Genomic DNA, 13003 nt, shown 5'->3' with positions numbered 1-13003 from the left:
CAATGAGATTGGGAACACTTAGCACGAGAGGTGTATGTCAGCAGAAATCGCGTTGTGGCGGGTAGAAGGCGAGGCCAAGCGAGTCTTGCCATCGTCTATGCCGCTAGAGTCGCGCCTTGAAGTAATCATAGAATCTGACCCGGCGATGCTTGGCCGGCAGTTGATGATCATCGGACGTCGGGTGATCACCGCACACGGCAAGCAGATCGATCTTTTAGGTATCGATGGCGATGGGTACTTGCACGTAATTGAGCTTAAGCGAGACAAGACACCGAGGGACGTAGTTGCCCAGATCCTGGGCTACGGCTCGTGGGTTCAAGATCTATCGAACGATGACGTACGGGACTGCTGCACAAGTAGGTGACATCTGATCTGGCTTGCCTGCGGGCGGTCGGGAAGGTCAGTGATGCCCTTTTCTCGCAGTCGCAGTTGCATAGCGATCCAAGGACCCGAAGACCCACTCACCGGCACCGCCACCCGGCAACCCGCCTGCCTACGTCACGAAAAGTACTGCCATACAACAGCAGAAGCGATCAGCGCATATCGAGATGAAAGGCCGGGGCTAAGTTGCTCGTCACGTCGCTGCAGGGGGTCGCCAACCTTCGAGGCGGAGACCGCTTCGACGAGATCGGTTGCCGATGGACTACTTACAGTCGACGATCTTCCCCTACCAGTCCGACAATCCGGGCGGGCCGAACTTCGCGAACCAATGTCACGTTCTAGTATCTGCGATACAACCGTACTAATGAATTGGGGCCAGCGAGTTTGAATTGGCGCGGTCTCAGGTGCGAGCGGGACTGCCCTCGAGCACGCTGGTGTGTCGGACGAAGTCGCTAGGCTGAGCGACGCAACGACGGTGTTGATATCAAGAGACGGAAAGGCATTTGGATGAAGCTCGTCTACTTACACGGAGTCGGTGATGGCGATGGCGACCACGGATGGCTCAGTGCACTGAATGACAGCCTCGTAGCCCAAGGGCTCACCGCAGTCGACGAAGTCGACGTTATCGCACCCTCCTATTCCGACATCTTGTCGTCACCGGATGCAAACGCCGCGGTTCCGAAGCCGACCGCGCAAGGCGAGAAAGCTGACGTCTCGTCTGAGCGTGCAAAGTTCTTGAATCGACAGATCGAGGCCGCCAGGGCAGTCGGCGCGGACCCCTCTGTGCAAAGTATCGGGTTTCCACTTCTGGACCTAGACCCGTCACATGCAGCACTAGGCGGATTGGCGAAAGCGCTACCCAACAAGCTTTTTGCGAACGAGATCCATCAGATTGAAGCTTATGTGTACCAGAAGGGCATGCGCGGAGCTGTTCTGCAACGTGTGCTGTCTCAGCTCCCTGAGCGGGGGGAGATCGTCATCGTCGGCCACAGCCTGGGGAGCGTAGTAACAGTCGACCTCATTACTCGGCTTCCGAAAGACATCGTCGTTCGACGTGTTGTCACCATCGGCAGTCCAGCCAACACCGCGCTCTTCGCGGCATCACGAAGGGAGCTCATCGGGAACTTTCCCTATAAGTCAACAAACTCATGGCTGAACTTTTTCAGTCCACGAGACCCGGTGACGCGCGCTCGTGGACTCGCCGGAGTGTTCGCAGACGTTCAAGACTTCCGCGTCGACATCGGCGCGGCTGGGCACCGCTCGAAGTCCTACCTGCGAAACACAGCCGTCGCACGGGCTGTCGGAACGGCGTTTCATCAATCGTCCAGGACCCCTCGCCGCACAACGAGAGTCACCACAGCGCTGACCGACGACGTGGCTGCGCTGATCCTCGAGTTGCACTTCCGGTATGCAGTGCGTGACTCGATCAACGACAAGAAGGTTAGCGCGCGATACTCGGAGGCCATCCGCATTAAGCGGGCTGATCTAGTAGCCCAAGTCTGGGACGCCGACGCAAACGGCATTCCGCTCCCGCGTGAACTCCATAAGCTCGCTGAAGGCGACACGCCCAAGATCCCCAATCACTGGACGGTCGCTGGGCTGATCGAACAGCTCACCATTCTCGCTCTCAGCGACTTGATCGCACCCTTCGAAATTGATATTGACGATGCAGCGTTCAAAGCTCTGCCCATAATCAGCGAAAAGGCGGGGCAATCGACCTCGTTCGGTCCCGAACTCCGATCGATCGTTCGCGTGTTCAATGAATCGATCACAAAGATGACCAAACCTGGAGCCAACTGGGGACGCATCGCATTTGCAGCTGCCGGAGTCGCTGTAATCGCGATAGCGCCGTACAGCCTCATTGCACTAGCGCCAGCAGGCGCGGCGGGCGCCGCAGCGTTGACGGGCGGGTTGGCGGCGCTTGGGCCAGGTGGAATGGTCGGCGGACTTGCTGCGATCGGCGGTATCGCTAGCACAGGCGCTGCCATCACCACCGCCGCCGCTGTTGGCGGACGAGGCGAAAGAGGCCAATTGAACTCCGGGCAACTGCTGTTGGCTACGGCAGTCGCCTATGCGCAAAAGAGCCTCGGGCACGAGTTCGACGACGCGATCTGGTTGAAAGCATCTGCGGCCGCCGCAGAGCTATCGGCTCAAATAAATACAGTGGAAGCGATCAGCGACAGTAAGTCTCGGTCGCTTTCGGCGTTGATTTCGGAGCGTGACCTCGCACAGAACCTCATCACGTTCATGGAAGCGAACAACCTCACGCCAGCCGCCACCCCCCAGCTCGTTTTAGAGTAACGTTCTAGGCCTAAAAAGGCTCTTCGACGCTTACAACAGTGCCTCTATGAACACTCGGTCAAGACGGCTACGGCGGATACAACCCTCCGAACGGCTCCAGGCCGAGCTGAGAAGAATTTCGAGCTGCAAGTCATTCTTTCGCCGCCGGTGTTGGCGCCCGTGGCCGTGTGACTTAGGCGCTCAGGCAGAAGCCAACGGCGTCAGTAGTAGATCGAGGGTAGTTTCTGGCACGACGTGGCCAGTACCGACAATTGCGGGCTCTGTCTCGGAGTCTTCGCCCTCTACGAGGACAACGCGACTATCAGGCCACACTGCCTCTGGCAGGTCCCGACTCTCGGGGTCTTGCCACAACCACCGGCGCCGCCGGCAACGTGACGGCGCTCATCGAGATTCCCTTGTTTTGCTCACCGAAATTCCCTACCCGTGTGGCACGGCCAACGAGGGCGGGTCTCCCCGGATGCTGGTGGTCTCTGACAGTTGCCGCTGTTGTCCAGTAATGTCCTCGGCAAGCGTGCGGCCGGTAAGCTCTGCCGGCAGCAGCGGATCCTCCCGTCGTCGGGCCGGCACGATGCCTTCCGCCATACCCATGACGATGCATACATCGAGGTCCCGACCAACACCAACACCGGCGCTGACCGGTCCATGGACACTCCGGTTCCCGACCGGCCGACGGTCCGCGTGACCCGACCGATCCGGACGGTCAGGGCGTCGACAACACGATCCATGGTGGGGGCCGTTGCGACTCCGTCCATCGCATGGAGGTCCTGGCAAATCTGTCGGATCGACTCTGCGTCTGTTGCGGTCGAGTCATCGTCGCCCGTGACGTAGTGGTGAACCGCTGTTGAACGAAGCCGAGTAGGAGTTCGGCGGCGTCTGCCCAGACGGAGCTGATCCAATTTGGAGGAGTTCTCGTCGCAGGCTTTCAACGAAGCGGTGCAGCACCTGAGCTTGGTCGTATCGCTTATCACTCGGATCCAGCTGCGCCAGCCGATCCCAGTCAGCGCCGCCAACTGTCGGAACGTGTTTGCGTGTCAGTAGGTCGAGCTGCCGCAACGACATCGGATCACCGCTCAGTTCTGGCCGCTTCAGTGATCGTTCGGCCAAGATGGAAAGCAGCTCCCGGCGAGGCATGAGGTCCAGGTCGAGTTGCAAGAGTTCAAGGAGCGACCGCGCCAGCGGTCGGTCGACCAATGAATCGCAATCAGACCCGGAGAACACGATGTTCCCGTTGGTGAAGTGCTCGTGGATCAGATGAAGGTAAGGGTCGTCAGTGCCGTAGAAGACGCCGATGCGGTGGCCTAGTGTGCCTTCAGACAGATGTTCGCGGACGATCCGAGACGGCGGGCACACGCACCTCACCGTCAGCGTCTGAGGTGTGGACGACCATGGTCCCGGTGACGTCGGAGTTGCCTTCGACCGTCTCGCCGCGGCTCTGCATCGACCGAAGGATCTCGAGCGCTGCCGGCTCCGCCTCGCAGGGCTGGAACACAACGATCGCGCCGAGCCCTTCCTTCGCCACCGCGTACGCCTCGTGCGGCAAGTAGTAGTCGGTCTTGAGCGCATCCACCGCCAACGCGTGCACTCGGAGCATGTCCTGGACGAGTTGAGTCGGGTTCTCTAACAGTCGGATTCGCCTGGCCGGCGACCTCCAAGGAAGCGCCCGCGATCGCCTGTGCGGTGATCGGTTGGTCGGCTATGTCGACGAAGAGTCCGGGCTGCGCAGCCACACTTTCTGGACTGATGCTTCGAGTAGCGGGTAATCCAGCGGAAGCCTCGGTGCGAGAACTGGCGCAGCTAGTCGTCGACCACCTGTGCGATCGTCACAACGCGAGTGTTTGCAAGTCCCCCTCCCCGAGCCAGATAATTCATCACGTCGCGGCTGGCGCCAACACTCGGCACGATCACCGTCACGAGCGTTAACGTCAACCCCAGCTTCGCGCGCTGGACGGCGTCGACAAGGGTGTCGCAGGCATCTCTACTCATCGCACCATCATCACCGATCACAGTGACATCCAGCAGTGAAAGTCCTTCGTCAATCGAATGATTTCATCCGAATCGACGACGGCACATGTCGCTGTTCGGGTGGTACAAGTATCTGAGGGCCATCTTGGCTCAGGGGCGGGCCGGGACTTGAACGCTGGAAGGGATGGAAGATGGCGACTCCAGCGTCAACGACGCTTCACTTACCGCGCTCGATCCTCTGACGCGGTTGAAGGAAGCCTCGTGACGATGAGTCTCGGATAACCATCCGAACGGCGTTCATACCGACTGGTTCCCTTCGAGCACGAATCTGGCTATCCGTGCCCTTAGCCTAGTTCCGTGGACAGTGCTACATAAGCAGAAGCCAAAGAGTAGTCCGGGCACTATCCGATTGAATTACTCGTCGAAACGCAGGAGAAAAGTTGACGGTGGAACTGCAGGACGCAATCGCCGATGGACTACATCATTGTTCAGAGAGCGATCTGCAAACCATTGCAGCTATGCGCGAGTCAGTGGTGACGCGGTTTCCGTTAGCTGATTGGCCCGCTCTCGACCTAGATCGCTACGCCCTCGGGACGAAGAATTCGAAGCAGAGTTTCAGCTACGAGCTCGAAACCGCAACCAAGCAGATCGGTAGCATTTCAGGAGGTAGTGCCTACAAGTTCGGGATCTTCTACCACAACGACGGAGACTGGAAGTTCCCGAAGATCTTCGCCTCTCTCGACGAAGCGTGGGCGAAGATTCGATCCGACTTCACCACACTGTTTGAGCTCGCCGCGGCTGGCGAGTGGGGCGAGGCGGCGACATTACGCGTCGCCGGGGTGTGGCCCATGGTCGTCCTGAAGGCACTGCACATCTACTTCCCCGATGAAATCCTGCCGGTGTTTGCGGAATCCCGGTTGAGGCACTATGCGAGTGCAATCGGGATTGAACCCGAACAGTCCCCGTTAGCCCTCAACAGGGCCCTTAACGCTGCATTGCGCGCCTATCCAGATCTTGCCTCCGTAGACGGATTCCAACGAATGATACTCCTGGAGGGTTGGCAACCGCCCGCCGCACGAGGTCGGGGTAACCGGACAGAGTCGAGCGTCTATCTCAAAGTTTCCCCAGGTGAACAAGCGTCTGCGTGGCAAGACTGCTTAGACGGGGAATACATCTGCATCGGCTGGGACGAGCTTGGCGATCTGTCCCAGTACGGCACTTTCGATGAGTTCTCAGAGGCCTTCGCACGTACATACCCACAGAACACCGAACGTCAGAACCTTCTAGCCGCAAAGAACATCTGGAAGTTTCGAAACCTGCAGCCGGGAAACCATGTAGTGGCAAACAGAGGCACTACGGAAATTCTCGGCGTCGGAACCGTTCGTGCCGACGGATACCAATACTTACCTGATCGCGAACAGTATCGGCACACAGTCTCAGTCGACTGGGACACCACTCATGCCCGGAAGCTTGATCCAGGCTTCGGAGGGTGGCGCAGCACTTTTCAACTCTTGAAAGCAAAGGATGTCGCCCGCATCCTCGGAATAGACGGAACAGATTTGGCCTCGCAGTACGAATCCGTCGACCTTCCTGAGTACACCGACGCAGAGGAAATCCGATACGCCCAGTGGGCCAAAGCATTGGCTCGAAAGAAGCAACTCATCCTCTACGGTCCACCAGGAACAGGGAAGACGTACAGCGCAATGCGCTTTGCCCGGTGGTACAGCAACCAACATAGCGAAGGAAGTACCCCCGGATCGGTGACACCACTCACCTTCCATGCGTCCTACACATACGAGGAGTTCGTTGAAGGGTACCGCCCGATTGAGGACAAGAGCGATTTCGGCGGACTGCGGCTTTCTCGTATCGATGGAGTCTTTAAGAACGTTTGCTCAGAAGCAGCAAAATCTCCAGATATGACATTCTTTCTGATTATTGATGAAATCAATCGCGCAAACCTTCCACGCGTTTTTGGGGAACTTATTACAGTCATCGAGGCCGATAAACGGGGCACCGAGGTCTTGCTACCAACGAGTCAGGAGAGGTTCTCGGTGCCCGAGAACCTACTGATCATCGGCACCATGAATACTGCAGACCGATCCATCCGAACTCTAGACGCCGCACTGCGTCGGAGGTTTGCGTTCCAGGAGATACTGCCGGACTCTTCGATGCTTGAGGGCCAAGCATCCTATGGTTCGCTTACTCTGGCGCTGGATCTGTTTCTTGATGATCTAAATAAAAGAATCACCGCACACGTCGGCCGCGACCGGCAAATCGGTCACGCCTATTTCATGCACAAAGGCGAACCCATCAGTGACCCTGCCGAATTCGCACAGGTCATTCGCCTTGAGGTGATTCCTCTGCTGCAGGAACTTGCTTACGATGACTATGCGCAGCTTGCACAGTTCCTTGGACATTCGCTCGTCGATGCCCCGGGGCAGCGTTTGGTCCCGGTGGATGACGAACAACTGGTGGAACTGCTCGCTGCCGAATACGGGGTCACCGACCCTCTATGAGGACGCTGACTGAGTACGAGAGCGACGTTTTCGAGGTCCAGCCTTCACGCCAGCACGAAATGACGGCGACTACTGACCGACTCAAGAACAAGATCAAGCTGCGCTGGTTAGCAGCGGACCGTGTCGAAGTTACTGCCTCGCAGTGGGTCGGGTCCGTTGATGTTCCCGGGGTTGGGCCGGTGAGGGTGGTCCCGAAACTCGCCGGAAGCGAACTCGATGTACTCGCGATGATGGCTGTCGCAGAGGGAAACTCGCACGATGTTCTCGACTCGCTCCACAATCTGCATTCACCAGGAAAAACCGACTCGTTACCCGAACTACTAGCGCGATTTCTGACCGATGCTGCGAACGTCGTTCACCGTCAAGGTCTACTCGCTGGCTACAGGCCGGCCCAGAATGATCTTCCGTACATTCGAGGCCGGCTCAATATTAGAGAACAGGCGCTACGAAAGTTCGGCGTACTCGACACCCTTGCGTGCAACTACGAAGAGTTCGACACGGACATCCTCGAGAATCAGGTTACGTCAGCTGCATTGGAGGTCGCTCGTCGTCTGACGTCTAACCCCCAGCGGCGAGCCGCGATCTGCCGCACCTACGAGGACTTCGTCGGGGCCGCGCCTAGCCCACCGCCGAGTCCAGAAGTCGTTCGGCGTACATTGCAATATGACCGTGGCAACGAACGCTACCGAACCGCACTGACTTGGTCGCTAGCGGTGTTAGAGAATAGCTTCCTAGACAAGATGTTCGACGCTGGACAGAACTCCGGTCTAGCATTCCTGGTCGAGATGAATCTACTATTCGAACGTTTCGTCGCCGCCTTAGTTCAGCAGTCACTACCCGCAGGTTTCGTGGCACTCAGTCCGTTCGACGATTCGAATGTCTTCAGATCCGATGTCGGCACTTTCGCAATACATCCTGACATGCGCATTTCTGACGGCTACCGCTCCTGTTCCATCGACGCCAAATACAAACTCTACGACGCTAAAGGACTCTCCCTGAACGATTTGTACCAACTCACGGCGTACGCTCAGGCCTACCCCGGATGGGGTCCAGTCCCTCGCTCCATGCTGATTCATCCCAGCATGGGGTCAGCAACTCCCCGAACGATCCGATTCCAACCAGATGGTCGCCTCGTAGCAGAGGTACATGTACTCCCGCTACCAATTCGGGGCGTAATCGCCGCACTCTCAGGCGGCGACCCTGCGCCCCTCCACTTCTTCCAGCATGCCCTCAACCGTTGGCTCGGAGCAGAGGATGGACTTTGACCTAACTGGGCTTTGATCCAATCGTGGTGCGCTGCGATCGCGGGCCGGTCACCGCCCGCATCGCCGGATCGACCACCTCCGGGAACAAGCCCGCGACCAGCTCCCGGCAGACCTGCTCCTCGACCCGCTCACCATTGCCGGGGGTCTTACCGGCCGCGATCGCCGGCGCTAAATATTTGCGGATCGGTTTGCGGTCGATCCCCAACGCCGCCAGGATCTGCACCTGGGACCGGCCGCCATGCCAATGCCGGAACAACTCCATCAAATCGGTCATCGCCCGCGTCCTCCTTGCCACCACGGGCCCCTTCAGGCCGGGTAGGAGACCCTGCAAGAAGCGAACCTGTGGCAGCGCCCGAACCGGGCCGACACACCCCAGGGTGGGGAATTACGTGATGGCCCGGTGGGGAATTACGTGACGGACAACCCCATCAACCTGGGGAATTACGTGACCACTGACAGGCAATGAGCGGCCAATTCGCTAGCCGTGCAGCCTACGCGAGGGATAGCGGACCGAACGCTGCACGCGTGGACTTAATCACGAAGCCCGCCATCGCGAGGTTTCCGCCACCTCCGAGGACGGCCCCGACCCCAAACGGCATCGCTTTGCCCAGAACTAAGATTCCTGTTTTGGTTCCATAGCGTGTGACAAAATGCGGGCCGAGGACCTTGTTAACGGCCTTGATACTGCTCAGCGGCACAGCGTTTGCAAGCGTCTTACCCCAGTAGCCACCTGTCCGGCCGGCGATTTTAGTCACGGTAGCAGAGCCACTACTTCCCATAAGAACGGCCAGAACTAGCGCCCTCTGGTGCTCGAGTTCGGCGGGCTGTGCGTGGTGGACTTTCGACACAGCCAAAACGTAGGTCGCAGCAGTGGACAGAAACAGTGTGCTGTCGCCGGCCGCGAGGCCGAGAGACGTCATCGTGCCCACTGCAGGGATCGCCGCGCTGGCACCTGTCGCGGCGCCGGAGGAGCCAACGGTCGACAGGAAGTATTTATCCAGGCGTTTCACAACGCCCACATCGTCCGCATCCGGGTTTCGTCTTCGCACTCCCTCGACCAGTGGCGTCGCAGCCTTGTCCGCTTGCTTCAACGCCGAATCGAGCGCTCTCATCATCAGGGAATGACCAGCCACAGCATCCGGTGTCTTTGACGGGATCGACTTTGCCATTGTGCCCTCACTTCGACGCTCGCGGTGTTGACGAGGCGTCAACGTGCAGATTCTTACACAGACCACTGACTGACCGGCCCGGAGTCTTGGTGCCTTCGAAGAGGGGGGGCATGACATCGTGGACCACGATGTCAAATCCCAGAATCTGTCAAGCGGCAATGCCTGTCGAAAGCGCGAAGCATCAGTCGAGCGCAAACATCGTCGACGCGGTCTGCGGGTTGAGTGTTCAAGAGTGAATGACTCTGTCGCCAATCAGTCTCAGTGGCAGGCCCGATAGCCGGGACCTTCCAACATGGGCCGCGTGCCAAGCGCGATCTCTGGGTCACCGGCAAGATCGATCTCTACTTGTTCAAAGTCGCAACACCCCTCAAGGAGTTCGACGCGCCATTCTGGCCAGACGAAGTGCATTCGCGAAAAGTGCTCTACCCGTACCGATTCGACATCGCTCTGGTGACCAAAGCTCAACAGATCCCCACCCAGTTCGGCACTCCTATTCCCGAGGCGTTGTCCGACGGCATACGAGTGGTGAGGTTCCCCCGCATAGTGGAGAGTGGTTACGCGGCCATCAGGTCCGCGGTCAGTGACATCTCATAGTTGATGGGGCTGAGCATCCCGATCGTCGAGTGCCGCCTCGCAGGGTTGTAGCAACTCATCCAGTTATCAACCGCAGCAACAAATTCCGCCTTATAGACACAACTGTGGCGATAGTAGTTCTCATGTTTGAACGTCGACCACAACGATTCGGCACCAGCATTGTCCCAACAAACCCCTGTCCGGCCCATCGACCGCAGTAGACCGTGCGGTTTACATGCCTGCGCCATGGCATGAGCGGTGTATTGGGACCCCTGCCCGAGTGCACAATCGTGCCCTTCACCCGGCCGCGACGTGTCCGCACTGCCATCTCGACTGCGTCGGTGACCAACTCGGTGGGCGTGTGATCAGCGATCGCCCACCCCAGCACGCTCTTGGAGTGCGCATCCTTGATCGCGCACAGGTACATGCCACCTTCGCCGCAGGTCAAGTAGACATCCCACGCGGGTCAGGCGTCAAGCGGCTGCCGGTTTCAGCTGGCCGTACTGATTGGGCCAGGCAGCGTTCTCGTCCCATGGCTCGTTGTTTCGTAGGCACCACCACATGCGGCCGAGCAACTTGTTGGCGAGGTTGCGGAGAGCAGCGTTGTGTCGGTCACCGACGGCTCTGCGCTTGTCGTAATAGGCACGAGCACCCGGGGACTTCGTCAGAGCCGAGAATGCCCACCAGTAGCAGGCATCGCCGAGACGTTTGTTGCGGACTTTGCGCGCTTTGACGTAGTGCGACCGCCCGGACGCGATGGTGACCGGCGCAGTCCCAGCGAAGGCACTAGGCCCGCTGCAGTGCTGAGTCGCTCAGGGTCATCGCCGATTTCGGCAAGCAGGCGCGCTCCGAGAATCGGACCCAGTCCCGGCGCGGAACGCAGAATCCTTGATTGCGGATGGGTGTCGAACTCAGTCGACAATCGTGTCTCGAGTTCGGCCACTGCTTTTTGCATGGACTCGATGATTACGACCAAGCTACCCACCGTGGCGCCCAGCGCATCTTCAATCGGCTGGGGTTGGCCCAGTGCATCAGCTTGCAGGGTCGCCACAATGTGGTCAACCGCGACTGCGTCGTTGCGGCGTCCGCATTGTTTGAACTTCGCCACTACTCGGCGCCTTGTCAGATTGCGTGCCTTCGTTGGTGACGGTGCTACGCCTAGAATTGCCAGAGCAGACAGTAGCTGGAGGTTTGGAAAGCACTGCAACGCTTGCGGATAGAACTCAAGCAACGCTGATCGAAGCCGACTGACTGTCTGCTGGAGTGCCCAGATCGCCCCTTGATGCTGACGGGCTAAAGCCTTGATTGCTCTGGCCTGTTCACTAACCACGGGTAGCGGACGATGGATGTGGCGATCTGTCCGCAAAATGTGGCCGAGGACTGCCGCATCACCCGCGTCGGACTTTCGTCCGGCCTGACTATGACGCTCTCGGTACCGCGCGACAGCACGTGAGTTGATCGGGTACACGGTGAAGCCGGCCTCTGCCGCAGCCACTACTAGCAGATTTTTGTCGGTTTCAATGGCGATCGGCGTGCTCTGCGCAGAACCACCGTGTTTGGCGATCAGCGCCAGAAATCGAGTGAATCCTGCTGCGCCAGTGTCGATTCTCTCGTGTGCAATCAGGCTGCCGTTGTCATCTATCAGCGCAATGTCGTGGTGGGATTCGGCCCAGTCCACTCCACAGGTCAGTGGCATCGTCGGTCTCCTTCACCTGCCTGGATTTTCGGTAGAGAGCTCAGGACAGGTGCGGCGACCTAATGGACAGCACTCGAGGTGCGGGCATCTCACAAGCCGATCTCCTCTCCTGCAGCCGACCAGCAGGGTCACCGTCTATCTTGAGATCTCGCGAGCGTCCGTGACTACACGTACAGTGATCACCTGCTGGCAGCTCACTGCTCAGACTGACCCGGATCGGTGATATCTCAGTGAACCTCTGCTGGTCCGCGTGTCGTGTCGGACCCAAGCCCGACATCCCCATTAGGTGATGTCCGAAGTCCAGACCGCATCGACCCGGCCCTGATCGAACACCCGGTTGACCAGATCAGGCGGGAACGTAGCGAACGGATCGACCACCGTTGTCGGCGGCGAGAACGTGCGCGAGCTGATCCCGGCGATACCTCGCTCGGCCATCATCTTGGCGACTGTCTTCTCAGTGACCAGCTGGCCCTTTGCGCGCAGTTCGGCAGTGATTCGAGGCGATCCGTACACCCCGTGCGACTCTTTATGGATGGACGCGATCTGTACACCCAGCTCCTCGCGGCACTGCTTCTTCGGGCTCAAATCTGTTGCCACCGTGGACTTGAGGTGCTTGTAGTAGCCCGATACCGACACGCCCAGCAGCGTGGCCATGCGACTGATTGCTGTGGTGGCGCACTCCGCGGCCATCAACGCATATTTCTCTACCGTTGATGGTTCGCCGCGAAGTACGCCGACGCTTTTTTCAAGAACGCGATGTCTTTCTCCTGCTGGGAGACCTGCCGGCGCAACCGCGCCAGCTCGTCACGCTCCGCGGCCGTCAGCGGCTCCTGGCCACTCTGACCCGCAGCATCGGGACGCCGCGTTCATCGGCCGCACACCGGCCCAGCAAGCCTTCGTTGAGGCCGAGGTCGCGGGCGACCTCGGCGATGGATCGACCTGAATCGATCACTCGATGCGCTGCATCGACCTTGTACTCGGTCGTAAACGACCGACGCTTCCGCGACATGTGAACATCCTCCCAGCGGGACCGCTGATCCCGCTATCTCGGTGTCCACTATCTGGGGGAACCTCGCGCGACCAGAGCTGACAGCCCGTAGCCAGGCCGATCTTTAATACGCGCCACTTACGCTGTCGAGT

General features: G+C 59.0%; 13 protein-coding genes and 1 pseudogene. 5 read left to right on the top strand and 9 right to left on the bottom strand.

The features are described from left to right. Nucleotides 1–34 precede the first annotated feature (34 nt). Together AC51GT_RS17850 and AC51GT_RS17845 are read left to right on the top strand one after the other, a co-directional pair. Nucleotides 35–364, top strand: a complete 330-nt coding sequence (locus tag AC51GT_RS17850; protein WP_496329628.1) for an endonuclease NucS domain-containing protein — start codon at nt 35–37, stop codon at nt 362–364. A gap of 524 nt (nt 365–888) precedes the next feature. Beyond that, nucleotides 889–2682 (top strand): alpha/beta hydrolase family protein, encoded by a 1794-nt coding sequence (locus tag AC51GT_RS17845; protein ID WP_496329627.1) that lies wholly within the window; start codon nt 889–891, stop codon nt 2680–2682. A 1309-nt stretch (nt 2683–3991) separates the two neighbouring features. On the opposite strand, the gene AC51GT_RS17840 is transcribed toward AC51GT_RS17845, so the two are convergent. Both AC51GT_RS17840 and AC51GT_RS17835 read right to left on the bottom strand, forming a co-directional pair. Next, on the bottom strand, nt 3992–4273 hold the full coding sequence (locus tag AC51GT_RS17840; RefSeq protein ID WP_496329626.1) for a hypothetical protein: 282 nt from the start codon (nt 4271–4273) through the stop codon (nt 3992–3994). A gap of 203 nt (nt 4274–4476) precedes the next feature. After that, entirely contained in the window at nt 4477–4665 is a 189-nt protein-coding gene (locus AC51GT_RS17835) for a hypothetical protein (protein WP_496329625.1), read from the bottom strand. A gap of 425 nt (nt 4666–5090) precedes the next feature. On the opposite strand from AC51GT_RS17835, the gene AC51GT_RS17830 reads away from it, so the two are divergent. Further along, nucleotides 5091–7160 (top strand): McrB family protein, encoded by a 2070-nt coding sequence (locus tag AC51GT_RS17830; protein WP_496329808.1) that lies wholly within the window; start codon nt 5091–5093, stop codon nt 7158–7160. Further along, entirely contained in the window at nt 7157–8425 is a 1269-nt protein-coding gene (locus AC51GT_RS17825) for an McrC family protein (RefSeq protein WP_496329624.1), read from the top strand. The genes AC51GT_RS17830 and AC51GT_RS17825 overlap by 4 nt, the downstream gene beginning before the upstream one ends. A 1-nt stretch (nt 8426) precedes the next feature. Here AC51GT_RS17825 and AC51GT_RS17820 read toward each other — a convergent pair whose 3' ends face one another. Together AC51GT_RS17820 and AC51GT_RS17815 are read right to left on the bottom strand one after the other, a co-directional pair. Further along, nucleotides 8427–8699 (bottom strand): integrase, encoded by a 273-nt coding sequence (locus tag AC51GT_RS17820; RefSeq protein ID WP_496329623.1) that lies wholly within the window; start codon nt 8697–8699, stop codon nt 8427–8429. A 217-nt stretch (nt 8700–8916) separates the two neighbouring features. Next, nucleotides 8917–9594 carry a hypothetical protein gene (locus AC51GT_RS17815; RefSeq protein ID WP_496329622.1) on the bottom strand — a complete coding sequence of 226 codons (678 nt, stop codon included), beginning with the start codon at nt 9592–9594 and terminating at the stop codon, nt 8917–8919. A 261-nt stretch (nt 9595–9855) separates the two neighbouring features. Here AC51GT_RS17815 and AC51GT_RS17810 point away from each other — a divergent pair, with 261 nt between their 5' ends. Next, nucleotides 9856–10188, top strand: coding sequence for a hypothetical protein (locus tag AC51GT_RS17810; RefSeq protein WP_496329621.1), 333 nt, complete (start codon nt 9856–9858; stop codon nt 10186–10188). Here AC51GT_RS17810 and AC51GT_RS17805 read toward each other — a convergent pair. From AC51GT_RS17805 to AC51GT_RS17785, 5 genes and pseudogenes are all read right to left on the bottom strand, one after another. Further along, a complete protein-coding gene (locus AC51GT_RS17805; protein WP_496329620.1) occupies nt 10149–10376 on the bottom strand; it encodes an integrase core domain-containing protein in 228 nt (75 codons plus the stop codon). The two genes, AC51GT_RS17810 and AC51GT_RS17805, sit on opposite strands and share 40 nt — an antisense overlap. 65 nt (nt 10377–10441) lie before the next feature. Further along, a pseudogene (locus AC51GT_RS17800) lies at nt 10442–10594 on the bottom strand (IS3-like element ISRhosp1 family transposase); the annotation flags it as partial. A 237-nt stretch (nt 10595–10831) separates the two neighbouring features. After that, a complete protein-coding gene (locus AC51GT_RS17795; protein WP_496329619.1) occupies nt 10832–11863 on the bottom strand; it encodes an IS110 family RNA-guided transposase in 1032 nt (343 codons plus the stop codon). 282 nt (nt 11864–12145) lie between these two features. After that, nucleotides 12146–12517, bottom strand: coding sequence for an IS3 family transposase (locus tag AC51GT_RS17790; protein ID WP_496329618.1), 372 nt, complete (start codon nt 12515–12517; stop codon nt 12146–12148). Nucleotides 12518–12683: 166 nt separating this feature from the next. Continuing rightward, nucleotides 12684–12872, bottom strand: a complete 189-nt coding sequence (locus tag AC51GT_RS17785) for a transposase (protein WP_496329617.1) — start codon at nt 12870–12872, stop codon at nt 12684–12686. Between the last annotated feature and the right edge of the window lie 131 nt (nt 12873–13003).

It is taken from the genome of Williamsia sp. z34 (genome assembly GCF_059553395.1).
The sequence above is the reverse complement of the archived record's forward strand: the minus strand, read 5'-3'. Positions and strand labels throughout refer to the sequence as shown.

What these genes read in the sequence shown, in the direction of transcription:
- AC51GT_RS17850 (WP_496329628.1), top strand. Translation starts at nt 35, where the DNA reads ATGTCAGCAGAAATCGCGTTGTGGCGGGTAGAAGGCGAGGCCAAGCGA.
- AC51GT_RS17845 (WP_496329627.1), top strand. Translation starts at nt 889, where the DNA reads ATGAAGCTCGTCTACTTACACGGAGTCGGTGATGGCGATGGCGACCAC.
- AC51GT_RS17840 (WP_496329626.1), bottom strand. Translation starts at nt 4,273, where the DNA reads ATGCTCCGAGTGCACGCGTTGGCGGTGGATGCGCTCAAGACCGACTAC.
- AC51GT_RS17835 (WP_496329625.1), bottom strand. Translation starts at nt 4,665, where the DNA reads ATGAGTAGAGATGCCTGCGACACCCTTGTCGACGCCGTCCAGCGCGCG.
- AC51GT_RS17825 (WP_496329624.1), top strand. Translation starts at nt 7,157, where the DNA reads ATGAGGACGCTGACTGAGTACGAGAGCGACGTTTTCGAGGTCCAGCCT.
- AC51GT_RS17820 (WP_496329623.1), bottom strand. Translation starts at nt 8,699, where the DNA reads ATGACCGATTTGATGGAGTTGTTCCGGCATTGGCATGGCGGCCGGTCC.
- AC51GT_RS17815 (WP_496329622.1), bottom strand. Translation starts at nt 9,594, where the DNA reads ATGGCAAAGTCGATCCCGTCAAAGACACCGGATGCTGTGGCTGGTCAT.
- AC51GT_RS17805 (WP_496329620.1), bottom strand. Translation starts at nt 10,376, where the DNA reads ATGGGCCGGACAGGGGTTTGTTGGGACAATGCTGGTGCCGAATCGTTG.
- AC51GT_RS17795 (WP_496329619.1), bottom strand. Translation starts at nt 11,863, where the DNA reads ATGCCACTGACCTGTGGAGTGGACTGGGCCGAATCCCACCACGACATT.
- AC51GT_RS17790 (WP_496329618.1), bottom strand. Translation starts at nt 12,517, where the DNA reads ATGGCCACGCTGCTGGGCGTGTCGGTATCGGGCTACTACAAGCACCTC.
- AC51GT_RS17785 (WP_496329617.1), bottom strand. Translation starts at nt 12,872, where the DNA reads ATGTCGCGGAAGCGTCGGTCGTTTACGACCGAGTACAAGGTCGATGCA.